At 72.7% G+C, this 25211-nt stretch carries 20 protein-coding genes; 10 read left to right on the top strand and 10 right to left on the bottom strand.

Going from position 1 to position 25211, the window contains the following annotated elements; genetic code table 11:
* Positions 1-314: 314 nt before the first annotated feature.
* Positions 315-902 carry a tetratricopeptide repeat protein gene (locus tag LHA35_RS01460; protein ID WP_226603585.1) on the top strand — a complete coding sequence of 196 codons (588 nt, stop codon included), beginning with the start codon at positions 315-317 and terminating at the stop codon, positions 900-902.
* A gap of 425 nt (positions 903-1327) precedes the next feature.
* Entirely contained in the window at positions 1328-2389 is a 1062-nt protein-coding gene (gene ada / locus LHA35_RS01455; protein ID WP_226603583.1) for a bifunctional DNA-binding transcriptional regulator/O6-methylguanine-DNA methyltransferase Ada, read from the top strand.
* A 379-nt stretch (positions 2390-2768) separates the two neighbouring features.
* On the opposite strand, the gene LHA35_RS01450 is transcribed toward ada, so the two are convergent.
* On the bottom strand, positions 2769-4349 hold the full coding sequence (locus LHA35_RS01450) for a coiled-coil domain-containing protein (RefSeq protein ID WP_226603581.1): 1581 nt from the start codon (positions 4347-4349) through the stop codon (positions 2769-2771).
* 207 nt (positions 4350-4556) lie between these two features.
* Between LHA35_RS01450 and LHA35_RS01445 the strand changes: the two genes are divergently transcribed.
* Positions 4557-6023 carry a DUF2231 domain-containing protein gene (locus tag LHA35_RS01445; protein WP_226603579.1) on the top strand — a complete coding sequence of 489 codons (1467 nt, stop codon included), beginning with the start codon at positions 4557-4559 and terminating at the stop codon, positions 6021-6023.
* A gap of 409 nt (positions 6024-6432) precedes the next feature.
* Here the strand turns inward: LHA35_RS01445 and LHA35_RS01440 are convergent, their stop codons facing one another.
* From LHA35_RS01440 to LHA35_RS01425, 4 genes are all read right to left on the bottom strand, one after another.
* Complete coding sequence (locus tag LHA35_RS01440) at positions 6433-6825, bottom strand: hypothetical protein (RefSeq protein ID WP_226603577.1); 393 nt, start codon at positions 6823-6825, stop codon at positions 6433-6435.
* A 151-nt stretch (positions 6826-6976) separates the two neighbouring features.
* On the bottom strand, positions 6977-8614 hold the full coding sequence (gene pyk, locus LHA35_RS01435; protein WP_226603574.1) for a pyruvate kinase: 1638 nt from the start codon (positions 8612-8614) through the stop codon (positions 6977-6979).
* Positions 8615-8709: 95 nt separating this feature from the next.
* Positions 8710-10017 carry a glycerate kinase type-2 family protein gene (locus LHA35_RS01430; protein WP_226603571.1) on the bottom strand — a complete coding sequence of 436 codons (1308 nt, stop codon included), beginning with the start codon at positions 10015-10017 and terminating at the stop codon, positions 8710-8712.
* Between the two features lie 129 nt (positions 10018-10146).
* Complete coding sequence (locus tag LHA35_RS01425) at positions 10147-10851, bottom strand: GntR family transcriptional regulator (protein WP_226603568.1); 705 nt, start codon at positions 10849-10851, stop codon at positions 10147-10149.
* A 37-nt stretch (positions 10852-10888) separates the two neighbouring features.
* Here LHA35_RS01425 and LHA35_RS01420 point away from each other — a divergent pair, with 37 nt between their 5' ends.
* Entirely contained in the window at positions 10889-11962 is a 1074-nt protein-coding gene (locus tag LHA35_RS01420) for a tartrate dehydrogenase (protein WP_226603566.1), read from the top strand.
* A 298-nt stretch (positions 11963-12260) separates the two neighbouring features.
* Here the strand turns inward: LHA35_RS01420 and LHA35_RS01415 are convergent, their stop codons facing one another.
* Positions 12261-14165 (bottom strand): AMP-binding protein, encoded by a 1905-nt coding sequence (locus LHA35_RS01415; RefSeq protein ID WP_226603563.1) that lies wholly within the window; start codon positions 14163-14165, stop codon positions 12261-12263.
* Positions 14166-14372: 207 nt separating this feature from the next.
* Between LHA35_RS01415 and LHA35_RS01410 the strand changes: the two genes are divergently transcribed.
* The 5 genes from LHA35_RS01410 to LHA35_RS01390 all read left to right on the top strand — a co-directional run bounded on the left by LHA35_RS01410 (position 14373) and on the right by LHA35_RS01390 (position 19473).
* The gene (locus LHA35_RS01410) at positions 14373-14702 is read left to right on the top strand and encodes a DUF485 domain-containing protein (protein WP_226603562.1); all 330 of its coding nucleotides are present in this window, start codon (positions 14373-14375) and stop codon (positions 14700-14702) included.
* Positions 14702-16399, top strand: a complete 1698-nt coding sequence (locus tag LHA35_RS01405; RefSeq protein ID WP_226603560.1) for a cation acetate symporter — start codon at positions 14702-14704, stop codon at positions 16397-16399. Before LHA35_RS01410 ends, LHA35_RS01405 begins: the two co-directional genes overlap by 1 nt.
* Before the next feature lie 136 nt (positions 16400-16535).
* On the top strand, positions 16536-18356 hold the full coding sequence (locus LHA35_RS01400) for a DUF294 nucleotidyltransferase-like domain-containing protein (RefSeq protein ID WP_226603558.1): 1821 nt from the start codon (positions 16536-16538) through the stop codon (positions 18354-18356).
* A 244-nt stretch (positions 18357-18600) separates the two neighbouring features.
* Complete coding sequence (locus tag LHA35_RS01395) at positions 18601-19278, top strand: 3'-5' exonuclease (protein ID WP_226603555.1); 678 nt, start codon at positions 18601-18603, stop codon at positions 19276-19278.
* Positions 19279-19335: 57 nt separating this feature from the next.
* Entirely contained in the window at positions 19336-19473 is a 138-nt protein-coding gene (locus LHA35_RS01390; RefSeq protein WP_226603553.1) for a hypothetical protein, read from the top strand.
* A gap of 75 nt (positions 19474-19548) precedes the next feature.
* Here LHA35_RS01390 and LHA35_RS01385 read toward each other — a convergent pair whose 3' ends face one another.
* Together LHA35_RS01385 and LHA35_RS01380 are read right to left on the bottom strand one after the other, a co-directional pair.
* The gene (locus LHA35_RS01385; RefSeq protein ID WP_226603552.1) at positions 19549-20787 is read right to left on the bottom strand and encodes an O-antigen ligase family protein; all 1239 of its coding nucleotides are present in this window, start codon (positions 20785-20787) and stop codon (positions 19549-19551) included.
* Positions 20788-20869: 82 nt separating this feature from the next.
* Positions 20870-22264 carry an aspartate aminotransferase family protein gene (locus LHA35_RS01380; protein WP_226603551.1) on the bottom strand — a complete coding sequence of 465 codons (1395 nt, stop codon included), beginning with the start codon at positions 22262-22264 and terminating at the stop codon, positions 20870-20872.
* Positions 22265-22464: 200 nt separating this feature from the next.
* Between LHA35_RS01380 and LHA35_RS01375 the strand changes: the two genes are divergently transcribed.
* Positions 22465-24006, top strand: a complete 1542-nt coding sequence (locus LHA35_RS01375) for a PhoX family protein (protein WP_226603550.1) — start codon at positions 22465-22467, stop codon at positions 24004-24006.
* Positions 24007-24418: 412 nt separating this feature from the next.
* On the opposite strand, the gene LHA35_RS01370 is transcribed toward LHA35_RS01375, so the two are convergent.
* Entirely contained in the window at positions 24419-24649 is a 231-nt protein-coding gene (locus LHA35_RS01370) for a hypothetical protein (protein WP_226603549.1), read from the bottom strand.
* 94 nt (positions 24650-24743) lie between these two features.
* Complete coding sequence (locus LHA35_RS01365; RefSeq protein WP_226603548.1) at positions 24744-25154, bottom strand: hypothetical protein; 411 nt, start codon at positions 25152-25154, stop codon at positions 24744-24746.
* Between the last annotated feature and the right edge of the window lie 57 nt (positions 25155-25211).

Below are 25211 nucleotides of genomic sequence, written 5' to 3'. Positions count from 1 at the left end.
CGCCAGCGCATCGCACGCCCTCTCGACGGCAGGACATCCCGGACAAGATCGCATGAGGCCGACCCGGCGCCTGCTCCCCGCCGCTGCGGTTGCAGCGCCCGCTGAGGCCGCGATCAGGCTCGGTATCGGCCCGCTGCGCGCTCCCCCTCCCGCCACCCCAGGGCGCAAATCGCGCGGGCTGGCGCGGGGGCGCCTGGCCCTGACCACACCCCCTGGCTCTGACCCGTGCCCCGCGAACCCCTGCTGGCACCGGAGGGACGCCCGACCGGCCATGCCGTCTTGCCAGATGGTCCATGGCGCCCGACTTTTGCGGCATGCGCCGGCTCCTCGCCCTGCTGCTGCTCCTGCCGATTGCCGCCCTGGCCCAGGCGCCCAGCGGCCAGCCGCCGCTGAGCCCCGCCGCCCGGGCGGCCGAGGCGCGCCGGGCCGAACTCGACCGCGCCTTCGAGGCGCTGCGCACCGCGCCGGACGAGGCCGGTGCCGCCATGGTGGAGGCGCGCATCCGCACCCTCTGGGCGCAGTCGGCCACGCCCTCGGTCACGCTGCTGCTCCGCCGCGGCGCCCGCAACGTGGAGGCGCAGCTCGCGGCCGAGGCGCTGGAGGACTTCGATGCCGCCATTACCCTGCAGCCGGATTTCGCCGATGCCTGGTTCCTGCGTGCCCAGGCCCATGCCCGTGCGGGGGACAGCGCCGCGGCGGCGCGCGACCTGCAGGAAGCCCTGCGGCTGGAGCCGCGGCACTGGATGGCGCTGCTGAGCCTCTCCTCGCTGCAGGACGAGGCCGGCAATGCCATGGGGGCGCTGCGGACGCTGGAAGCGGCGCTGGCCATCAACCCCCGCATGCCGGGTGGCCAGGAGAGGCTGCGCGAGCAGCGGCGGAAGGCGGAGGGCGACGTCACCTGACCCTCCCGGCTGCCGCGGAAGGGTTAACCGCCTGTCATTCCGTTGCTGCATGGCAGCATGTCGGATTCATGGATGGCGTGTCATCTTTCGGGCGGTCACGGTCCCGCCACCGGAAAGCGAGGCCATCCGGCCCGCCGCGTGAGGATGGTTGGCGTGAACGAGATCCTGTCGGTGCTCCCCTGGGTGTTCGGCCTGGTGGCCGCCGCTGCCGCGGTGTCCCAGTCGAAATAGGCGCAGGTCGCGGGACGGCGTGAACGACCGGGCGCCTGAATTGGCCCGAGGAACGAATCGCGGCAGCGGATCGGCATTCAGTCCTGAACGCCAGTGCGTTGCAGCCTGCGCGCCTGCCCGCCGCGCCGCGATGCCGGCGCAACCCGCGGATGGCCCCCCGCCGGGCACGGGGCCAAGCTACGGGCATGACGCACATGGCCCCCATCCCCGACCTCGACACCGCCCGCTGGGATGCCCTGCTGGCGCGTGATCCCGCCCCCGCCTGCGGCCCCTTCCTCTATGCGGTGACGACCCAGGGGGTCTTCTGCCGCCCGGGCTGCCCGAGCCGCCCGCCGCTCCGGCGCCATGTCCGCTTCTACGCCGATGCCCCCTCCGCCGAGGCGGACGGCTTCCGCGCCTGCAAGCGCTGCGACCCGAAGGGCGACCGCGCCGCGCTCCACGCCGCCGCGATCCGCGCCGCCTGCGACCTGATCGAGGCGAGCGAGACCATCCCGAGCCTCGCGGCGCTGGCCGACCGTGCCGGCTATGCCCGGCACCATTTCCTGCGGCTGTTCAGGGAGATCACCGGCGTGACGCCGCGCAGCTACGCGGAATCCGTCCGCGCCCGCCGGTTGCAGGCGGCCCTCGCCGCCGGCGACCGGGTGGCGGAGGCGGTGGCCGGTGCCGGCTATGGCAGCGAGAGCCGGGTCTATGAGGCGCCCGGGCGCGTCCTCGGCATGACCCCGGGCGCCGCCCGCCGCGGCGGGGAGGGGGAGACCATCCGCACCGCGACGGCGATGAGCGTGCTCGGGCCCCTGATGGTCGGCGCGACGGCGAGCGGCGTCTGCTTCATCGGCTTCGCCGAAGATGTCGAGGCCCTGGAGGGCGACCTGCGGCGGCGCTTCCCGAAGGCACGGGTCGAGCCGGCGCCGGAGGCGCTGGCCGCGACGATCCGTCAGGTGGTGGCCTTCCTGGAGGAGCCGAAGGCCGCCCTGGCGCTGCCGCTCGATCTCCGGGGCACCGCCTTCCAGCGCCGGGTCTGGGAGGCGCTGGTGGCGATCCCCTTCGGCGAGACCCGCACCTATGCCGAGATGGCCGAGGCGATCGGCGCCCCGCGGGCCGTGCGCGCCGTGGCCCGGGCCTGCGCCCAGAACCATGTCTCACTGGCCGTGCCCTGCCACCGGGTGGTCGGCAAGGATGGCGACCTCACCGGCTATCGCTGGGGCGTGCCGCGCAAGCGCGCGCTCCTGGCGAAGGAGCGCGCCGGCAAGGCCTGACGGCTCGCGCCCCCCCCGGCTGCCATCGGCCGCGCCCGCTTGCGCGAGACCTGGCGCCGGGCCGGGGCGCTGCCCCGACCGCCGGCGTCCTGGGGCGGGACAGGCGGCCGCTACGCGCCTGCAGCGGCCTGCGTTCAGACCAGGAGGCCAATCCGCCACATGTCCTGCCGACCGGCGTCGGTCCTGACAGGCAGCCGCCACCGGCGGCCGAGCGCCCGAACGGGCGCCGCGTCCGGGGGCGCGCAGCCAGACCGCCGGAGGCGGCGCCGGCGCCTGAGGCCGCGGACATGCGTCTGCACCTATGCGGGTGGTACCCTTGATGGGAGGGCAGGGTCTCGCTCCCGGGCGGGCATGCCCGTCCGCGATCCTCCTAGGCCGATCAGCGCCGGTCGCCCGCGCCCCCGCCCTCCGGCGCCGCGGCCGGGATCGCCGGTGCGCCCTCCGACCGCTCCCGTGCGATCCGCGCCGTGATCTCGGCCAGGTCGCGCCGCTGCGCCTCCAGCCGCGCCTGGGCGGTGGTGATCTCCCCGTTCAGCGCCTCGCGCCGCCGCTCCAGCGTCGTCACCTCGCCGCGCAGCCCCTCCACCTCGCGGCGGAGCTGCGCCTGCTCCTGCCGGGACGCCTCGGTGGCGCTGCTGGCCTGGCGCACCTGGCCCTCCAGCCCGGCAAGGGCGTTGCGCCGCTGCGCCAGCTCCTGCTCCGCCGCCGCCGCCTCCGCGCGGGCGGCCTGCAGGCGCTGCTCCTCCGCCGTGGCACCGTTGCGCAGTTCCGCCAGCCGGCGCTCGGCGGTGCCGATCTCGGTCCGCAGCTCGGCGGTCCGCTGCTCCAGGCTGCGCAGGGTCGCCGCCGCCTGCTCCCGTGCCGTGTTGAGGCGGGCCAGCTCCGCCTCGGCCTGGCCGACCGCGTTGCGCCGCTCGGCCAGCGTCGCCTCGGCCGCGGTGACGTCGCGCCGCAGCCCGGCCAGGCGCTGCTCCGCCTCGCCGCCCGTGCGGGTGAGCTCGGCCGAGCGCGTCTCGAGGCCGCGCACCCGCCGGTCCGCCTCCTCCGCTGCCTGGTTGGTGCGGGCGAGGCGGCCATCCGCCTCGGTCAGGGCGGTCCGCCGCGCCGCGAGGTCGCGCTCCGCCGCCGCGGTCTGCTCGCGTAAGCCGGCCAGCCGCCGCTCCGCCTCGCTGCCTGCCTGCCGCCGTTCGGCAATGGTGCGCTCGGCCTCGGTGATGGTGCTGCGCAGCGCCTGCAGCCGCGCCTCCTCCTGCGCCACCCGCTCGCGCTGGCCGGCGAGCGTCCGGTCCTCGGCCGCCGCCTGCTGGCGGAGCCCCGCCAGGCGCTGCTCGGTCGCGGTCGCCTGGTCGCGCAGCATCGCCAGCCTGCGGTCCTCGGCGGTGATCCGCTCACCGAGGGCGGCAAGGCGGCCATCCTGCGCCCTCGCCTGGTCGCGCAGCTCGGCCAGCCGCCGCTCCGCCGCGCCGGACTGGTCGCGCAGCCCGCCCAGCCGGCGTTCCTCGGCGCCGGCCTGCTCCTGCAGCCCGGTCAGGCGCCGCTCCGTCTCGCCCAGCAGGCCCAGCCGCTCGGTCCGGTTCCGCTCGACCTCCCCGGCCTGGGTCTGCAGCCCGCCCAGGCGCTGCTCCTCCTCGGCCAGCAGGGCGCGCTGCTGGCGCAGATCGGCCTCGGCCTGGGCGCGGTTGCGCTGCGCGGCGGCAAGGGAAGCGCGCGCCTGGCTCAGCCGCTGCTCGATGGCAGCGAGGTCGCCGGCCGCCTGCCGCTCCTGCGCCAGGCTCTGCTCCAGCTCCGCCACCCGCTGCCGCAGCGTGCCGGTCTCCGCCCGGGTGGTGGTGAGGTCGCGCTGCAGACCCTCCACCCGGCTGGTGCGTTCGACCGTGAGGCCGCAGCCGGCGAGCGATGTCAGCAGTATCGGCCCGAGCACGGCCATGGCCGGCCCCGGCCCACGCGACGACCATAGCATGTCGATCTCTCCCCCAACCCCCAATCCCGCCGGGCATGGCGCCCGGTTGCGGCAGGGCGGTCAATCATCGGCATGCCGGTGCGCTGCCGCCCGATGGTCACGATTCAGTTTCCTATTCTAAGCGACAGGGCGAACCCGAGCGGCTGCACTGCTTTAGGCGGGGGAGGCGGCCTGCATCCCATGCGGCCCGAGGCAGGAGGGCAGGCAATGGCACGGTCACCGCGGCGCGGGGTGGAGGCCCTGATCGGACGGATCGAGGCGACGGAGTCGCTCGACCCGCCGGGCTACGCCATCGGCAATGCACTGGCCCGGCCGGCGCAGATCGCCGGGCGGCCGGCGCAGCGCCTCGGCAATGCGCTGCATGGCACCCGCTACGGCCATCCGGTCCATCCGATGGTGGTGACGCTGCCGATCGGCGCCTGGACGCTCGCCTTCGGGCTCGACCTGCTGGCAATGCTCGGCCTGGCGCGGGAGAAGCGGGCGGCGCCGGTCGCGGAGACCGCGTTGCGGGCGGGGGCGCTCGGCGCCGTCGCCGCGGCGGCGACCGGCCTTGCCGACTGGCAGTACACCGATGGGCGCGACCGCCGGCTCGGCCTGGTGCATGCGCTGGCGAATGGCACGGCGCTCGGGCTCAACCTGCTCTCCCTGGCGCTCCGGGGGCGCGGCCGGCTGGGGGAGGGGCGGGCGGCCTCCGCGGCCGCCTGGGGCGCGATGTTCGCGGGCGGCTATCTCGGCGGCCATCTCGTCTATCGCCGCCGCGTCGGCACCGACCATGCCGACCGCAGCCCGGAGCCGCGGGAGTGGCAGCCGGTGGTCCCGCTCGCCGAGTTGCGGGAGGACCGGCCGCGCCGGGTCGAGGTCCGGGACGCGAACATCCGGCAGGAGATCGGCATCGCCCTGGTCCTGCATCGCGGCCGGGTGCATGCCATGGGCGCCCGCTGCTCGCATGCCGGCGGACCGCTGGACCAGGGCTGGGTGCTGGAGGGGCGGCTGGTCTGCCCCTGGCATGGCTCGCGCTACTGCCTGGAGAGCGGCCAGCCGATCGACGGCCCCTCCACCATCCCGCAGCCGCGCTACGCCGTGCGGATCCGGGACGGCATGGTCGAGCTGCGGCGGGAGCAGGAGCCGGGCGACGAGGTGGTGACGCGCGAGCGCGTGGCGCAGGCCGCGGTCCCGCAGGGTGGCGCGCTCGGTCGCCGGGCGGATGAGGTGCTCGTCGAACACCACATGATGCTCCGGCGGATGTTCGAGCGGATCGAGGCCATGCCGCGCGAGGATCCCGAGCGGCGCGACCTGATGCGCGCGCTGGCAGAGGAGCTGGAGATCCACGAGCATATCGAGGACAAGCTCTTCTACCCCGCGGTCCGGCCGATCAGCGAGGATGTGGCGATCGCCCATGCCGAGCACCGGCAGCTCGCCGACCTGCTGGCGATGACGCTGAAGCTCAACACGGCGACGCCGGAATTCGAGGAACACCTGCGCGCCCTGCATGCGGCGGTGGACCACCATGCCGGTTCCGAGGAGCGGTCCATGTTCCGGGAGGCGGAGCGCCTGGGCGAGCGGCGGCTGCGCGAGATCGGCCACGCGCTGGAGGCGCTGCTGGAGGAGATGCGGGCCTCCCGCGCCCGGCAGGCCTTCCGGGCGCTGAAGGTCAGGCTGCTGGAAGGCGCCTGACGCCGATCGGAATGATACCGGCGGCCTTGATGGGCCCCCATCAATGGCCGCTCCATCGCCGCGCGGGTTGCTCCGCACGCCTTGACGATGCCGCATCTGCGGCGGCGCCCCTTCGGACACTCGGGCGGAATGGAACATCGATCCCGCTGGTGTAAGCCCTGCCTTGCAGCCGCAAGCGGCGGCCGAGGCCGCATCCATGCGTCAGCATTGATGCGGGATGGGGTGACGCCGTTCCGCGGGCGGGGCGGCCCTTCCCGGTGCAGATGGCCTGCGGGTCACGCTACAGGTCATCTACGGGCGGCGCGGCCGCGGTCGGGCCAGCGGCCGAAGGTCCGAGGATGGGCAGCAGGGTTCGCGGCCGGGCCGGCCCGTGAGGCGTTTCTCTGCGGCGCGGCCCGGCTATGCCGGCTCAGCGCGGGGTGGAGCCGGGCGCGGGGGCGCCGCCGCCGGAACGCTGGACCTCGGCATTGCTGATCCCACCCATGATCTGGCCGGTGCCGGGCACGATGGGGGCCTGCACGCCGGCGCCGGGCGTGGTCCGCTGGACCTCGGCATTGCTGATGCCGCCCATGATCCGGCCGGTGCCCGGCACGATCGGTGCCTGGGCGCCAGTGCCCTGCTCGACGCGCTGGATGTCGGCATTGCTCGACCCGCCCATGATCCGGGCCGTGCCCGGCACGACCGGGGCCGCCGCGCTGGCCCCGGGCTGCGGCACCGTGCTGGTGCGGGTGGGGTTCTGGCAGGCCGCGAGCAGGGCGAGGCTGGCGGTGAGTGTCACGGCGGCAAGGCGGGGTCTGGACATGTGCGGTTCCCTTCGCTGGTCGGGATCCGCCGACGGGAACGGCAGCCCGAACGCGAGCGGCAACGCGCCAGCACGCCGGTCTTTCCACCCGAGTATCACCGCCGGGTCACGAAACGGCGGATAACCGCATCACAAACGGGTGGGGGCGCAACTACTTCACCGTCGCCACCCGGAGCGCGTTGGTCGTCCCCGGCGTGCCGAAGGGCACGCCGGCGGTCACCACCACCTCCTGTCCCGGCGTGGCGAAGCCTTCCTGCTGCGCGCTCCGCGTCGCCTTCGCCACCATGTCGCCCATGCTGTGCGGCTCCTGCGTCACCAGCGGATGGACGCCCCAGACCACGGCCAGCCGCCGCGCGCTCTCCATGCTCGCGGTGAGGCCGAGGATCGGGCAGTCCGGCCGCTCCCGCGCCACGCGCAGCGTGGTGCTGCCGGTGCTGGTGAAGGTGGCGATGACCTGGGCCTGGATGGTGTGCGCCACCTGCCGCGCCGCGGCAGCGATGGCGCCGGCGCTGTTCGGCTCCGGCGCCGGCCGCGCCGCATCCGTCAATTGCCGCCAGTCGCTGTCCAGTTCCACCCGGAAGAGGATGCGGTCCATCATGTTGACCGCCTCGAAGGGGTACTGGCCGGCGGCGGTCTCGGCCGAGAGCATGACCGCATCCGCCCCATCGAAGACGGCCGTCGCGACGTCCGACGCCTCGGCCCGGGTCGGTGCCGGGGCGGCGATCATGCTCTCCAGCATCTGGGTGGCGACGACCACCGGCTTCCCCGCGGCCTTGGCGGCGCGGACGATGCGCTTCTGGATGAGCGGCACCTCCTCCGGCGGGCATTCCACGCCGAGATCGCCGCGCGCGACCATGACGCAATCCGTCAGCGCCATGATGGCGTCGAGATTCTCGACCGCCTGCGGCTTCTCCATTTTCACCATGATGAGGGCGCGACCGGCGACGATCTCCCTGGTCTCCGCCACATCCTCCGGCCGCTGCACGAAGCTGAGGCCGACATACTCGATCCCGCGCTCCAGCACGAAGGCCAGGTCCTCGCGGTCCTTCTCGGTCAGGGCGGGGATGGGCAGGGCGACATCCGGGACGTTGACGCCCTTGCGGTCGGAGAGCGGGCCGCCGATCACCACCTCCGTCTCCAGATGGTCGCCGCGCACATGGGTCACGCGCAGGCGCAGCTTGCCGTCATCGAGCAGCAGGGAGGTGCCGATCTGCGCCGCCTGGATGATCTCCGGATGCGGGAGCTGGACGCGGCTGACATTGCCGGGGGTGGGGTTGAGGTCGAGCCGGAAGGGCTGCCCTGCCTGGAGCTGCACGCGGCCGCCCTGGAAGCGGCCGACGCGCAGCTTCGGGCCCTGGACATCGGCGAGGATGCCGATGGGGCGGCCGACCTTCTGCTCGATGGCGCGGATGATGGCGATGCGCTCGGCATGGTCGGCATGGGTGCCGTGGGAGAAATTCAGCCGGAAGACATCGGCGCCGGCGCGGTAGAGCCGCTCGATCACCTCCGGCGAGGAGCTGGCGGGGCCGAGCGTCGCCACGATCTTGGTGCGCCGCCGGCGGCGGAGGGGGATGCGGGGCGCGAGGCGCAGCTTTCCCTCCGGCGGCGGGTGCAGGTCGGGGCGGAGCTGCCAGGCCGGCAGGTCGAGCAGGCGGGAGAGCTCCGCAACCCGGTCGGCGGGGATGCGCTGCCATTGCGAGACTGCGGCGGGCGAGATGCCGAGGGCGGTAGCGATCTTCGCGCCGGTGCCGCGGCGGTTCAGGAGGTCGTCAAGGATGGCGTCTCTCATGGCCACAGCTTACGGCGCTTAATTTGCGGCGCAAAGACTTAATCTGTCTTGGCTTTACTTAAGATTAATCTTCCGGGCCGCCGGGCGATGCGCGTTCAGCCGATCAGCACCGCCCGGACATCGTTCACATTGGTCAGGGTCGGTCCCGTCACCACCAAGTCGCCCAGCATCCGGAACAGTCCGGTGCTGTCATGCCCCGCCAGCGCCGCCCGAGGGTCCCGCCCGAGCGCCCGGGCGCGGGCGAGCGTGTCCGGCGTGGCGATGGCGCCGGCGGCATCCGACTTGCCGTCGATCCCATCCGTGTCGCAGCAGAGCGCCCAGACGCCCGGCGCGCCGTTCAGCGCGAGGGCGAGGCCGAGCAGCGTCTCCGTCCCGCGCCCGCCCTCGCCGGCAGGACCATCGATGGTCACCGTCGTCTCGCCGCCCGAGAGCAGCACCGAGCCCCGCCCGACCGGCAGGCCATGGGTCGCGGCGGAGAGGGCGATGCCGCCCAGCGCCCGGCCGAGCTCGCGCGCCTCCCCCTCCAGCGCATCCCCGAGGATCAGCGGCGTGAGGCCCATGGCCCGCGCCGCCTCCGCCATGGCCCGCAGCGCCATCAGGGGGGTCGCGATCATCCGCAGCTCGGTCCCGGCGAGGCGCGGGTCGCCCGGCTTCGGCGTCTCCTCCACCGCCGCCTCCAGATGGCGCAGCGCGGCCTCGGGCAAGCGCATGCGGTAATGCGCGACCAGCGCCCGCGCCTCGGCGAAGGTGGTGGGGTCGGCGACGGTGGGGCCGGAGGCGATGACTGCCGGATCATCCCCCGGCACGTCCGAGATCGCCAGCGTCACCACCCGCGCCGGATGCGCCGCCGCCGCCAGCCGCCCGCCGGAGAAGGCGGAGAGATGCTTGCGGATGCAGTTCATATGGTCGATCGGGGCGCCGCAGCGCAGCAGCTCCCGATTCACCGCGATCAGGTCCTCCAGCGTCAGGCCGGGGGCGGGGAGGGTGGAGAGCGAGGAGCCGCCGCCCGAGACCAGGAAGAGGACGAGGTCGGCCGGGGTCAGCCCGCGCATAGCGGCCAGGATCTCGGCCGCCGCCGCGGCGCCATGCGCATCCGGTACCGGGTGGCTGGCGAAGCGGACAGGGATTCGGCGGTTCGGGGGCGGGTTGGGCAGATCGGCGCCATGCGTCGTCACTACCAGGCCGGTCAGCGGCACTTCCGGCCATGCCTGCTCGACGGCCAGCGCCATCTTGGCCGCGGCCTTGCCGACGCCGACCACGACGACGCGGCCGGCTTTCGGCGGCTCCGGCAGGTGCGGCGCAAGGACCGCGAGCGGATCGGCGGCGTGCACTCCGGCCTCGAACAGCCTCAGCAGCGCCGCGCGGGCCGATGCGTCATCCCACTGCCTGGTCCCGCCTGCCATGGCCGTCCTCCCGCTCTCGATCCCTTGTCCCGTCCGGCGCCGCCCGGCGCCAGGGGGCGGGTTGTAAGATTTCTCGTGGTATGGAAGAAGGTCCGCAACCGGAGCGCCGGAGCAGGAAACTTGCGGTCATCAGGCCGGAACGGCGCCCAGCACACGGAGAATCTCCTCGCTCGCCCGGCGCCGATGCGCCGCGACGGCGGCCCGGGCCTCCTCGGCCCGGCCGGACCGCAGCGCGGCCAGGATCGCCGCATGTTCGGCGGTCGAGGAATTCGGGTCAGCCCGCAGCGCCGCGGTGGCGCTGCGGGCGCGCTGCGCCTGGTCAGCCGCGGTCTGCGCCAGCCGGGCCAGCTTGGCATTGCCGCAACCCTCGATCAGGCTACGATGGAAGCGGTCATCGGCCGCTGCCCAGCCCCGGCGGTCACCGCGGGCGAGGGCGCCGGCCATCTCCGCCGTCGCATCCGCCATGCCCGCCAGCGTCCCTGCCGCCGCGCCGCCCTGCGCCGCGAGCCGGGCCGCCGCCGCGCCTTCCAGCGCGATCAGCACCTCATAGGTCTCCCGGAGATCGGTCGGGTCGATCGGCAGCACCCGCACGCCGCGGCGGGGCAGCACGCGCAGGAAGCCTTCATGCTGCAGCCGCAGCACCGCCTCATGCACCGGGGTGCGGCTCATGCCGAGCTGGTCGGCGATGGCCTGCTCGGTCGCCTCATGCCCCGGGGGCAGGAGGGTTTCCAGGATGCTCGCCTTCAGCGCGGTGTAGGCGGCCTGGGCCAGGCTCTCGCGCGGCTGGTCCGGCCGCGGCGCCGGCCGCACGCGTAGCCCCGTCTCGTCTTCCATGCCACTTGGTATGCCAGGAAACCCCCAAGGAGTCCCCATGCGCACCCATCGCATTGCCGCCATTCCCGCCGATGGCATCGGCAAGGAGGTTATCCCGGCCGGCCTCCGGGTCCTGCAGGCGCTCGCCGAGCGCAGCGGCGACTTCCGGCTGGACGTCACGGAATTCCCGTGGGGCAGCGACTACTACCGCCAGATCGGCCGGATGATGGCGGAGGACGGCCTCGAGACCCTGAAGGGCTTCGACGCCATCTTCTTCGGCGCAGTCGGCGACCAGCACATCTCCGACGACATCACCCTCTGGGGCCTGCGCCTGCGCATCTGCCAGGGCTTCGACCAGTACGCCAATATCCGCCCCACCCGGGTGCTGCCCGGCCTGACCAGCCCGCTGCGCGCCGTGAATCCGGGCGACATCGACTGGGTGATCGTGCGGGAGAACTCGGAAGGCGAGTATGCCGGCCATGGCGGCCGCGCCCATCGCGGCCATCCGGAGGAGGTGGCGACCGAGACCGCCATCTTCACCCGTGCCGGCGTCACCCGCATCATGCGCACGGCCTTCGAGATCGCGGCGAAGCGCCCCCGCAAGCTGCTGACGGTGGTCACCAAGTCCAATGCCCAGAAGCACGGCATGGTCTTCTGGGACGAGATCGCGGCCGAGGTCGCGGCGCAATACCCGCAGGTGACCTGGGAGAAGGAACTGGTGGACGCGATGGCCGCGCGCATGGTCCGCCGGCCCGGCTCGATCGACACGGTGGTCGCCACCAACCTGCATGCCGATATCCTCTCCGACCTCGCGGGCGCCGTTGCCGGCTCGCTCGGCGTCGCGCCGACTGCCAATCTCGACCCCTCCCGCCGCTTTCCCTCAATGTTCGAGCCGATCCACGGCTCGGCCTTCGACATCGCTGGTCTTGGGGTGGCCAATCCGGTCGCCACCTTCTGGACCGCGGCGATGATGCTGGAGCATATCGGTGAGGCCCCCGCGGCCGAGCGGCTGATGGCGGCGGTGGAGCGGGTCTGCGCCGATGGCGTGCTGACCGCCGATCTCGGCGGCACGGCGAAGACCGAGGAGGTGACGCAGGCGGTCATCGCCGCCATCCGCGGCGCCAACGCCTGAACCGCCCGACATAAGCCCTGACCGGCCGCCGCTCCGGGCGGCTGAGGCCGCAGCCATGGGCCTGCATGTCTGCGGCGCGGTATGAGGTCATGCCGCCACGGGTCGCGGGGGAGGGGGCGGCCGACGGCACCGCGTGCCGCCCTGCGCGCCCTTGACGAATGGCCAGCGGCACAGGGAGGAGGGATGGCGATGCTGCGGCTGCCGCGGCCGCGTTCATCGCCGAACCCCAGGCCGCGGCGCTCCCTCGCCTTCTCGCGGGGAGGCGCGCGCTCGGGCGCGCGGCCTCCGGCGCGTTGCGCTACCGCACCACGCCCTTGAGCGTGCCTTCCATCTCGCCCAGGATCGCCGGGTCGTCGATGGTGGGCGGCACCACATAGTCCTCGCCATCGGCGATCTTGCGCAGGGTCGCGCGCAGGATCTTGCCGCTGCGGGTCTTGGGCAGGCGCGGCACCACCTTGGCGTCCTTGAAGGCGGCGACAGGCCCGATCCGGTCGCGCACCAGCCCGACCAGTTCCCTGCAGATGGCCGCTTCCTCCTTCGCCACGCCGGATTTCAGCACGACGAGGCCGAGCGGCACCTGGCCCTTCAGGCTGTCCTTCACCCCGACCACGGCGCATTCCGCGACATCGGGGTGGCTGGCCAGCACCTCTTCCATCGCGCCCGTGCTCAGGCGGTGGCCGGCGACGTTGATGATGTCGTCGGTGCGGGCCATGACGGAGACATAGCCTTCCTCGTCCACCACACCGGCATCGGAGGTGTTGTACCAGCCGGGGAAGGTAGCGAGGTAGGATTCGCGGAACCGGTCATCGGCCTGCCAGAGCGTCGGCAGGCAGCCCGGCGGCAGCGGCAGCCTGATGGCGAGCGTCCCGCTCTGGCCGCGCGGCAGGCGATGCCCCGCCTCGTCCAGCGCCGCCACGTCATAGCCGGGCGCTGGCTTGCCGCCGCTGCCGTAGCGCGCGGGGAAGAGGCCGAGGCCGCGGAAATTGCCGGTGATGCACCAGCCCGTCTCGGTCTGCCACCAGTGGTCGATCACCGGCTTCCGCAGCATCGCCGCGCACCATTCGGCGGTGGGCGGATCGCAGCGCTCACCGGCCAGGAACAGGGCTTCCAGCTTCGAGAGGTCATGCTGCGCCAGCAGCCTGCCCTCGGGGTCGTCGCGCTTGATGGCGCGGATGGCGGTGGGCGCGGTGAACATCGCCTTCACGCCGTGCTGCGCGCAGACCCGCCAGAAGGTGCCGGCATCCGGCGTGCCCACGGGCTTGCCTTCGAACAGGACGGTCGTCGCGCCGGTCAGCAGCGGCGCATAGACGATGTAGGAATGCCCCACCACCCAGCCGACATCGGAGGCGGTGAACATGACATCGCCCGGCCCGATGCCGTAGAGCATCGCCATCGAGTTGCGCAGCGCCACGGCATGGCCGCCATTGTCGCGCACCACGCCCTTCGGCTTGCCGGTCGTGCCGCTGGTGTAGAGGATGTAGAGCGGATCGGTCGCGGCGACGGGAACGCAGCCCGCCGGCGCGGCGGCCGCTTCCGCTGCCGCCCAGTCCTCATCGCGGCCGGCGACGAGTTCCGCCGGCGCCTGTTCCCGCTGCCAGACCAGCACGGCATCCGGCTTGTGCGGCGAAAGGGCGATGGCGGCGTCGAGCAGCGGCTTGTAGGCGACCACCCGCCCGGGCTCGAGCCCGCAGGAGGCGGCGAGGATCACCTTCGGCCTGGCATCGGCGATGCGCGCGGCGAGTTCCGCCGCGGCGAAGCCGCCGAAGACCACGGAATGCACGGCGCCGAGCCGGGCGCAGGCCAGCATGGCGATGGCCGCTTCCGGCACCATCGGCATGTAGATCACCACCCGGTCGCCGGCCGTGACGCCACGTGCCGCCAGGGCGCCCGCCAGCCTGGCGACGCGACCGAGCAGGGCGTTGTAGGTGATGGTCTCGCACCGGCCGGTCATCGGGCTGTCCCAGATGATGGCGGGCTGCCCGCCCCGGCCGGCCGCGACATGGCGGTCCACCGCGTTGTGGCAGGTGTTCAGCCGGGCATCGGGGAACCAGCGGCCATAGGGGCCGGAGGCGGGGTCGAAGATGCGCTCCGGCGCGCGGTCCCAGTCGATCCCCGCTGCGACCTCCGCCCAGTACCCCTCCGGGTCGCGCTGCCAGGCGGCATAGGTCGCGTCATAGGTGCTGGAGCCGGTTCTGGCCTGCATTCTGAGCCTCCCGCGTTCTTCGGCGCCCGCAAACTGGCAAGGCCCGGTCCGGGCGACAAGCCGCTGCGGCAGCGTCACGAGGCCTGCCCGACCAAAGGCGGTCTGGCGTCCCCTCCGCCCGGCCGGTAGGCGAGGCGTGCCTGCGGCGCCTTGCGCTGGATCAACGGCCGGCGCGCTCTGGCGAGCATAGCCTACGATATACCCGCCATGCCGAACAGGGAGGTGACTGCGGTGGTTTCAGCTGAACAGGAGCGGATTTTACGGAATCCGAAATTTCAGGAGCTTGTGCGGACCCGGTCCGGCTTCGCCTGGACCCTCGCCGCCCTCATGCTGGCGATCTATCTCGGCTTCATCCTGCTGGTCGCCTTCGCGCGCGACCTGATGGCGATGAAGGTTGGCGGGGGCGTGACCTCGCTCGGCATCGTGCTCGGGCTGGTCGTGATCGTCTCGGCCTTCGCGCTGACGGGCATCTATGTCCAGCGGGCCAATAGCCGCTTCGACGAATTGACGAACGACCTCCGGAAGGAAATCTCGTGATGCGGCGGCTGCTCTACCTCCCCCTCGCCGCGGCCCTGCTCGGCGCGACGGCGACCTATGCGGTGTCCTGGGCCGCCCCTGCCATGGAAGGCGCGGTGGACCGGCAAGGGCTGAACATCGCCGCCATCGCCATGTTCTTCCTCTTCGTCGTCGGCACCCTTTTCATCACCTACCGCGCCGCCGCCTCCTCCAAGTCGGCAGCTGATTTCTATGCGGCGGGCGGCGGCATCACCGGTTTCCAGAACGGCCTCGCCATCGCCGGCGACTACATGTCGGCGGCCTCCTTCCTCGGCATCTCGGGCCTGGTCTTCGCCACCGGCTTCGACGGGCTGATCTACTCCATCGGCTTCCTGGTCGGCTGGCCGATCGTGCTGTTCCTGATCGCGGAGCGCTTGCGCAACCTCGGCAAGTTCACCTTCGCCGACGTCGCCTCCTTCCGCCTGGACCAGACGCAGATCCGCATCCTGTCCGCGACGGGCACGCTGGTCGTCGTCGCCTTCTACCTGATCGCCCAGATGGTCGGCGCGGGCAAGCTGATCCAGCTGCTCTTCGGCCTGGAATACCTCTATGCCGTGGTCATCGTCGGTGCGCTGATGATCGTCTATGTCGCCTTCGGCGGCATGAAGGCGACCACCTGGGTGCAGATCATCAAGGCCTGCCTGCTGCTTGGCGGCGCGACCTTCATGGCCTTCATGGTCATGCTGCATTTCGGCTTCAGCCCGGAGGCGATGTTCGCCGAGGCCGTGCGGATCCACCCGAAGGGCGACGACATCATGGCGCCGGGCGGCATGGTCTCCGACCCGATCTCGGCCATCTCCCTCGGCCTTGCGCTGATGTTCGGCACGGCCGGCCTGCCGCACATCCTGATGCGCTTCTTCACGGTGTCCGACGCCCAGGCGGCACGGAAATCCGTGTTCTATGCCACCGGCTTCATTGCCTATTTCTACATCCTGACCTTCATCATCGGCTTCGGCGCCATCACCTTCCTGATGAGCGACCCGAGCTACTACACGGCCGGCGCGGGCGGCGTGATCAACCAGGTGACCGGCCTGCTGGGCGGCACCAACATGGCGGCGGTGCACCTCTCCAACGCGGTGGGCGGCAGCCTCTTCCTCGGCTTCATCTCGGCCGTCGCCTTCGCCACCATCCTCGCGGTGGTCGCCGGCCTGACACTCGCCGGCGCCTCGGCCGTCAGCCACGACCTCTATGCCGAGGTCATCGCCAGGGGCCGTGCGAACGAGCAGAAGGAGGTCAACATCTCGAAGATGTCGGCGGTCGTGATCGGCATCGTCTCGATCATCCTCGGCTACATCTTCGAGAACCAGAACGTCGCCTTCATGGTCGGCCTGGCCTTCGCCGTCGCCGCCTCCTGCAACTTCCCCGTCCTGCTGATGAGCACGATGTGGAAGGGCTGCACGACCCGCGGTGCCATGGTGGGCGGCTTCCTCGGCCTGATCTCGGCGGTGATCATGGTGGTGCTGTCCAAGGCGGTCTGGGTGCAGACCCTCGGCTTCAGCCAGGCGCTCTTCCCCTATGACAACCCGGCCCTCTTCTCCATGACCATCGCCTTCGTCGGCATCTGGGCCTTCTCCAGGATGGATGCCAGCCAGCGGGCGAAGGACGAGGTCGCCTCCTACGACGCACAGTATGTGCGGTCGGAGACCGGGATCGGCGCCGCCTCCGCGCATATCCACTGACCCGGACCCCGGGGAGGGATGCGGGCCCCCATCGTGCCAGGGCGATGGGGGCCGCAGCGCCCTCCCCGGACCTTCGCGGCAGTGCCGCAAACCCGCCAGGCCGGGACCTGGCCTGGCCCGGTGTGAGTTCGGCTGAATGCCCAGCGCCTTCGATGCCAGCAACCCGCCCTTCGACCGGCTGACGCAGCAGGAGATCGGCGAACTCCGCGCCGCCCTCGATATCGGCTATCTCCGGCCCGGCGAGGCGGTGCTGACCCCCGGCCAGAAGGCCGAACACCTCCATGTCATCATCAAGGGCTCGGTCGAGGTCCGCGACAACGGCACCCTCAACGCCGTGCTCGGCCCCAGGGACAGCTTCGACAGCCGGGCGGTGGTGCATGGCGCGGCCGGCGAGGATTTCGTCGCGGCCGAGGAGACGCTCTGCTACCTCATTCCCCGCGCGCTGGTGCTGGACCTGATCGCCCGCAACCCGGGCTTCGCCGCCTTCTTCTATTCCGAGGTCTCGGCCAAGCTCGACGCCTTCGCCCGCGCGCACCGGGCGGAGAGTGTGGAGAGCGTGCTCCGTGCCCGGGTGCGGGAGGCCAGCCGCGGCCCGGCCGTCTTCCTCGATGGCCATGCCACGCTGACCGAGGCGGCGGCCCGCATGCAGGATGCCAACATCAATGCCGCCTATGTGCGGGAGGACGGGCGGATCGGCGTCGTCACCGGCATGAACCTGGCGAAGGCCGTGCTGCTGCGCGGCCTGCCGCTCGATGCCCCGGTCCGCGAGGTCTGCCACTACGAGGTCGTGGAGGTGGATGCCGAGGATTTCATCTTCGAGGCGCTTCTGCTGATGACCCGGCATGACAAGCGCCGTGTCGCCGTGCGAACCGCGGGCGAATACACCGGCTTCCTCGAGGACATCCACATCCTGGGCCTGGTCGCCGGCAATTCGCAGCTCATCCCCGGCCGGATCGACCGCGCCCGCAGCGTCGAGGACCTTGCCGCGCCGGCGCAGGACATCCAGGGCCAGGTCGAGCGGCTGCACCGCCAGGGCGTGAAGGTGGAGCAGATCGCCGAAATCACCTCCGACCTCAACCGCCGCCTTTTCGTGAAGCTGTTCGAGCTGCTGGCTCCGCCCGCAATCCGCCAGCATGGCTGCCTGATGATCATGGGCAGCGAGGGCCGCGGCGAGCAGACCGTCCGGACCGACCAGGACAATGGCCTGCTGCTGGACGGGCCGGTGCCGGAGGCCGAGCTGGCCGGGTTTCGCGAGGCTTTCTCGGGCGCCCTGGCCCGCTTCGGCTTCCCGGACTGCCCGGGCAATGTCATGGTCCGCAACCCGCTCTGGTCCCAGCCGCTGGACGGGCTGGTCCGCCAGCTCCGCCTCTGGATCATGGACCGGACGCCGGAGGCGGCGATGAACCTGGCGATCTTCTTCGATGCCGTCGGCGTCACCGGCAGGACCGCCCTGCTGGCCGAGGCGAAATCCGCCATGGCCGGCATGATGCGCGGCGAGCGCGCCCTGATCGCGCGCTTCGCCAACCTGGTCGAGAGTTTCGAGACGCCTGCCCTCGGCGTGCTCTCGACGCTGATGGAGCGGGTCGGCGTCGCCTCGGACGCCATCGACATCAAGAAGGCCGGCATCTTCCCGATCGTGCATGGCATGCGCGCCATGGCGATGGACCGCGGCATCCTCGCCACCTCAACCGCCGGACGGATCGAGGCGCTGACCGAGGCCGGCGCCTTCAGCCATGATTTCGGACGGGAGCTGCTCTCGGCGCTGCGGGTCTTCATGGAGTACCGGTTGCGGGCGCAGCTCGAGGCGGTGCGCCGCGGCGCGCTGGAACAGGAAGCGCTGGTGCATCCCGCCGGTCTCTCGGCCGCCGACCGCGACATCCTGCGCGACGCGCTGCGCATCGTCCGGCAGTTCCGCGAGATGATCCGCAGCCGCTTCAACCTGGCGGCCTTCGGATGACGCGGTGCAAGGCCCGCGCAGCCAGGGCACCCGCGGCGCCGCCGGCGGTGGAGGCAGAGGGCATGCAGCCTGCGCGGCAGGCCGAAGCCGCTTCTGCGGCCCGCGCCCGGTGGCGCGCAGCCAGGCCGGCGGCGCCGACGCCGGCAACTGAGGCACAAGGCATGCAGCCTGCGCAGCAGGCTGAGGCCGCTTCTGCGGCCCGCGCCCAGTGGCGCGGAGCCAAGCCGGCAATTGAGGCATAAGAATGCACCGCGGCGCGCTCTGGCGGCTCTTCTACAGGGCGTCGCTGGGGGACCACTCCTACAAATTCCTCTTCGAACCCGGGCCGCCGGACGAGGCGGTGGCGCTCGACTGCGAGACCACCGGCCTCGATCCCAGGCGCGACGACATCGTCGCGGTCGCCGCCGTGCGCATCCGCGGCAACCGCATCCTGACCAGCGAGCGTTTCGAGGCCATCGTCCGGCCGGAGGACCACCAGCCGGGGGCGGAGTCGATCAAGGTGCACCGCCTCCGTCAGCGCGACATCGCCGACGCCCTGCCGATGCGCAAGGTCCTGCCGGCCCTGCTGCACTTCATCGGCGGCCGCCCGCTCGTCGGCTACTACATCGATTTCGATGTCCGCATGCTGGACAAGTATGCGATGGACCTGATCGAGGTGAAGCTGCCCAACCCGCAGATCGAGGTCAGCGCGCTCTATTACGAGCGGAAGTACGGCAACGCGCCGCCGGGCACGGCCTTCGACCTGCGCTTCGACAGCGTGCTGCGGGATCTCGGCATCCCGCCGCTCGCGGCGCATGACGCGCTGAACGATGCGGTGATGGCGGCCATGGCCTATCTGGCGCTGCGGGACATGAAGGCGCGCGGCGCGCGCATCCCGCGCGAGCGGGCCGGGCAGGGGCCGCCGCCGCCGACAGGGGGCTGACGGCACCGCCTGGCGGATTTGGTCTGGACGTGCCGCGCATGGGCTGAACCGCTGCTCATGCAGGCGACGGAGACCGGCATGGCGCGGCGGCGGATCGGCCAGGAGGACCGCATCGCCCGACCGGAGGCGCGGGCTGCCGCCCCGCTCGCGCACGTCGTGGCCCCACCCGGCGCGCCGGAATCGACCGCCACCTGATCGGCACCTCGGCAGCGGCCTTGCCTGCCCCCGGCGGGATTGCGTTCCGTTGACAGGAAAAACCTCGTGCGAGGTTCATGACGTCGTTTCCGGCAACCCCGCGACGGCCGCCAGGGCCATCAGCTCCGCCCCCACCCACCATTCCTGCCAGGTGCCGAAGCTCAGCATTGCCGTGACCGCGCCGGCGGCGAGCACCGCGGTCGCCACGGCCGGCCGTGCCAGGCGCGCGACCGCCAGGCCGAGCAGCAGGGCGAGTGCCGCGCCCGCCAGGGCGCCGGGCAGGCCAAGCTCCAGCCAGAGTTGCAATGCGCCATTATGCGGGTGCAGCGGCAGCAGCCCGGCGGCCGGCAACCAGGCGGGTGTATCCGGCCCGGTCAGATGCAAGCGGGCCAGCGCCTCGGCCGAGGGCGGGTCGCGATGCCCGGGGATCGTCCGGCTCGCCTCCATGCCCCAGCCCAGAACCGGTCGCTCCGCGATCCGGTCGGTCACGAAATCCCAGATCAGCAGCCGGTGCGCCGCCGAGGGCGCGAGGCGGTCAGCCGGCAGCCCGCGATCCAGCACCGCCCCCAACACCACCGGCATGGCGAGGATCGACAGTGCCAGCCCGGCGCCCAGCAGCCGCGGCGTCCAGCGTGGCGCCAGCAGCGCCAGGCCGCCCGCGATGCCGGCCGCCGCCACGGCGATCTTCGGCGTCTCCCCCGGCAGCAGCACCAGCACCAGGGCCCCGGCGGCCAGCGCCAGCGCGCGCAGCCCGCGCGGCAGGCCCGGCACCGTCGCCAGCAGCGGCAGCCAGAGCGCCATGGCGGAGGCCGCCGGCTTCAGGCCGAAGATCAGGGTCGGCGGCACCTCCCGCAGCCCGCGCACCGCGGCGCGCACGGCATTGCCGGTTGCGGCATCCGCTGCTGCCAGCGCCAGGCCGGCGGCCAGCCCGGCGGACGCGGCCAGGACCAGCCGGCGCTTTGCCGTCTCGGTATCCGCGGCCACCGCACAGGCGGCCGCCGCACCCAGCGCGACGAAGCCGCCGATCTGCAGCGAGGTGCCGAGCGCCCTGAGCGGCTCCGGCGCCCAGAGCGCCGTCAGGGCGGCCCAACCGAACAAGCCCAGCGCCACCCAGGCCGCCGCGCCGCGCGGCCAGGGCCAGGTGCCGTGCCGGCGCCGGTGCGCCAGCACGCAGAGCAGCAGGGCCAGGGTGGCGATCGGCGCCAGCGCCTTGGATTGCAGCACGCCGGCAGCCGGCGCGATGGCGAGCGCGACCGCGAGCGGCAGGCTCGGCGCGCCGCCACGCGACGCCGCGAGAGTGGGGGAGATCTGCATCGGCGGCCGCGTCACGCTCCTTGGGGGCGGGGCGGGGCAGGGCCCCGCGCGCCGCCCCTCTGGACCGCCGCGGCCCGCCTCGTCAAACCGGGGTGATCGATTCCCGCCGCAGCTCGACCGCCAGCTCGTCCAGCGCGCGGCCGACGCGGTCCAGCATCTCGTCGATCTCCGACTCGGTGATGATCAGCGGCGGGGAGAAGCCCAGGCTGTCATTCACCATGGCCCGCATGATCACGCCGTGCTTCTCGCCGAACTTGGTCAGCCGCGGCCCCACCTTCTTCGCCGGGTCGAAATTCTTCGCGCTCGCCTTGTCCTCGACCAGCTCGAGGGCGGCCACCAGGCCGACGCCGCGCACCTCGCCCACCAGCGGGTGGTCGGCAAAGCGCTCGCGAAGCTGCGCCTGCATGTAGGGGCCGACCTTCCGGACATGGGAGAGCATGTCCATCTCGTCATAGATCTTCAGCGTCTCGATCGCGACCGCCGCCGGCACCGGATGGCCGGAATAGGTGAAGCCATGGCCCCAGGTGCCGACGGTGGAGGAGCCCTCCGCGATGCCCTGGAAGACCCGCTCATTCACCAGCACGGCCGAGATCGGCATGTAGGCGGCCGAGAGCGCCTTGGCGCAGACCAGGATGTCCGGCTGGATGTTGAAGGTCTGGCTGCCCCAGTAATTGCCGGTGCGGAAGAAGCCGGCGATCACCTCGTCGACGCAGAACAGGATGTCGTGCCGGCGCAGCACGGCCTGCACCTTCTCGAAATAGGTGGCGGGCGGGATGATGACGCCGCCCGCGCCCATGAAGGGCTCGGCATAGAAGGCCGCGACGGTTTCCGGCCCCTCGCGCAGGATCACCGCCTCCAGCTCCTCGGCCAGGCGGGTGGCGTAATCCTCCTCCGACTCGCCGGGATTGGCGCCGTGGTAGTGGTGCGGCGTGGAGACATGGATGAAGCCCGGCAGCGGCAGGTCGAACAGCTTGTGGTTCGCCGGCAGGCCGGTGAGGGAGGCGCTGGCGAGGGTGATGCCGTGATAGCCCTTCAGCCGCGAGATGATTTTCTTCTTCTCCGGCTTGCCGATGGCGTTGTGCATGTACCAGAGGATCTTGATGACGCTGTCATTCGCCTCCGACCCGCTGTTGGCGAAGAAGACCTTGCTCATCGGCGCGGGGGCGCGCTCGATCAGCATCTCCGCCAGATCGACCATCGGCTCGTGCGACTTGCCGGTGAAGGCGTGGTAGTAGGGGAGCTTCTTCATCTGCTCCGTCGCAGCCCGCACCAGCCTTTCGTTGTCGAAGCCGAGGCTGGCGCACCAGAGGCCGGCGACGCTCTCGATGTAGTCCTTGCCCTGGTCGTCATAGACCCGCACGCCCTGGCCGCGGTTGATCACCAGCGGGCCGGTCTTCAGATGCGCCTTGTGATCCGTGTAGGGATGCAGCGCATAGGCGATATCGCGGGCGGCGGTGGAGTTGCGGGGCGGGGTCATCGGCCTGGCCTTCTGTGCGGGATGGCGCAGTCTAGCCAGGGTTTGCGCCGCAGCCCAAGTCTCCCCCGGCGGCGCGGGCTTTTGTCGCGGCGCAGCAGATGGACGGCGGCGGGGGAGCGGTGGCAGACTCGGCGCTGGTTTGCCAGGGATGACAGCATGATCGGGTTCGCGCCGCAGTCCGGACGCGCGGGGCAGGGCGCATGATCGCGCGTCGCGCGCTGTTCGCCGCGCCGCTGCTGGCCGCGCCGGCTCTGGCCCGGGCGCAGGTCCGCCGGCATGAGCTCGACGCGCTGGCCCTGCCGGTGAAGCAGGATGATACGGTGGCGCGCGGCTACCGGCGGGACGTGCTGGTCCGCTGGGGCGACCGCGTCACCTATGACGCGCCGGCCTGGAACCCGCGCCGGCCCGACCCGGAGGGCGCGGCCGCGCAATTCGGCTGGGATGCCCGCCTGGCCGGCATCGCCGTGCCGCAGCAGCAGGCGGCGGACGGCGTCCCGCGCGCCGTCCTCGCGGTGGTGCACCCGAGGGTCGACCCCGCCTTCGCCTTTCCCGGCGGTCGGGACCAGCCCGCCGCGGCGGCGGGGATGCAGGGCGCCTCGCTGCTGAACCTGGAGAAGCGCGGCGGCGGCTGGGTGGTGGTGGATGGCGGCTATCAGAGCCGCCGGCTCGGCGGCGGCACGCTCTGCCGCATCTCCGGCCCGGCCGCCTCCGGCAGCGTCCAGGGCCTGCTGGGCCCCATGGGCGGCAGCGTCACCCCCTGGGGCACGCTGCTGCTGGCGGAGGGCGACCCGGCGCCCTGGCTGGCCCGCCTCGGCCGGGTCGATCCGCGCTTCGCCAATCCGGCAGGCTTCGGCTGGGTGGTGGAGCTGAATCCCTTCGATCCGCAATCCGTGCCGGTGAAGCGCACCGCGCTCGGCCGCTTCGCGCATGGCGATGTGGCGGCGACGCTCTCCCGCGACGGGCGGGCGGTGGTCTATCTCACGGATCGGCGGGTGGGCGGCTTCCTCTTCCGCTTCCTCTCCGCCGGGCCGGCCACGGATGAGGCGCTGGATGCCGGCACCCTCTCGGTCGCCCGGCTGGAGGATGACCGCTGCCTCTGGGTGCCGCTGCCGGGCGGGGCACCGGACCCGGTGGCGGCCGCACAGCAGGCGGGCGGCAGCCCGCTCGACACGCCCTCCGGCCTCGGCCTCGACCCCACCCGGCCGCGGCTGCTGCTGGCCTGCCATGGCAGCCCGGCGCGACCGGCCGGCCATGTGATCGAACTGACGGCGGCGGACGGCGATGACGGCGCGGAGACCGCGCGCGCCGCCCTCCTCTTCGCCGCCGGTGACCCGCGCAGCCCGGAGGCGCGCTACGGCCGCGCCGGCCTGCCGCCCGGCAGCGCCTGGCCGGAGAACCCGGACACCGTCACGGTGGATGCGCGCGGGCGGGCCTGGATCGGCACGGATCGCGGCGGCCGGGTGGGGCCGCAGGCGGAGGGGCTCTATGTCTGCGACCTGGACGGGCCGGGGCGCGGCGTGCCGCTGCCGATCTATGGCGCGCCGCGGGCCGCCTCGATCGGCGGGGCGGCGCTGACCCCGGATGGGGAGGTGCTGTTCACCGCGGTGCGCCACCCTGGCGCCGAGCCGGGGACGAGCTTCGAGCGGCCGGCGACGCGCTGGCCGGAATTCCAGCCCGGCGTGCCGCCGCGCACCACGCTGATCGGGCTGGTGCGGGGCGCGGGCGGGCCGGTGGGCGGCTGAACGCCCGCGGGCCCGCCGCAGGAGGCCTGGACCTTCGGCGGCCGGCATGGGCCAAGCCTTGCGGGTCGCCCCATCCGGGGCGCCTGACTACCCAAGGCCCCGATCATGGACCCGTACGGCGCCAGGGCGGATCGCGGACGGGCGTGATGGCCCGGCAGCGTGAACCTGCTCGAAGACCAAAGGGCCCTCGCGGATGGGCGTTCCGACATGGACGCACTCCGCTGTAGCGCCAGCCTGCGGAGGGCCGCTCCGGGAGGGAGCAACCCTGGGCATCGGGCGGGTGGACGGATGCCGTCCCCTCGCCTCTCCCCTCTCCCCAGGGCCGGTGCCCCCGTCGGGCCCCCGACCTCCCTCGCGGGGAGTGACGTCCTGGGCATCGGGCGACCGCAGGGATGCCGTCGCCCCGCCTGCCTCAGGGCCGGCCGGACCGGTCCTTGTCGTCCTGCACGCGCTCCGTCTCCTGCGGCGTCCCGCCGCCGGCCTGCCCGGCCTCGCCGCGACGGCCGCTGACATCGTCGTGGTAGCGGAGCGGGTTGGTGCCGCCGAGCTTGCCGCCGGTCACGCCGCCGGTCTGCTGGTCGCCGGCCGAGCGGCCCTTCTCCTTGCCACCGCCGGCGCCGGGCGCGTGATTCTTGCGGGACATGTGCGGTCCTCCTTGCCGTTCGGCGTCCCCGCCACCGCAAGGCGACAGGCACGCCGGGGAGGAACGCCGCCGGGTTGGCGCCTGTTCCCCGCCGTTACGGGGCCCGGCCCGGCCCGGCAGGCGTTGCCGCCTTGATCGCATCGGCCAGCGCGGCGCAGGCCCGGCGCGTGTCGCCGCGCGCCACTTCCTCCCGCGCCAGGGCGATGCATTTCAGCGCGCTCTCCAGCCGCGGTGACCGGTCGCCATGGCTGATGGCCAGCCGGATGCGGGTCTCGGCCAATTCCAGGTTGATGCCGGCGGCCCGGGCATGGTCGTCGCGGATGTCGCGGTCGGCGCCGAGCAGCAGGTCCAGCACCCGCTGCGATTCCGGCGAGCCGCCGGTCAGCGGCAGCATGCGCGGCGTGGGCGGGTCCTTGCTGTGGTCCGGCCCGTGCTTGGCATAGGGCACCAGGGCGAAGGCGAAGAGGTCGAGATAGGGGTGCTGCTCGCGGACGGCGTTGGGCATGACTCTCTCCCTCGGCCGGGGCGCCGGGGACGCCCGGGCCATGGGGCAGGCTACAGC

Origin of the sequence: Roseicella aerolata (assembly GCF_020523605.1) — a bacterium.
GTDB classification, from domain to species: domain Bacteria; phylum Pseudomonadota; class Alphaproteobacteria; order Acetobacterales; family Acetobacteraceae; genus Paracraurococcus; species Paracraurococcus aerolatus.
The sequence above is the reverse complement of the archived record's forward strand: the minus strand, read 5'-3'. Positions and strand labels throughout refer to the sequence as shown.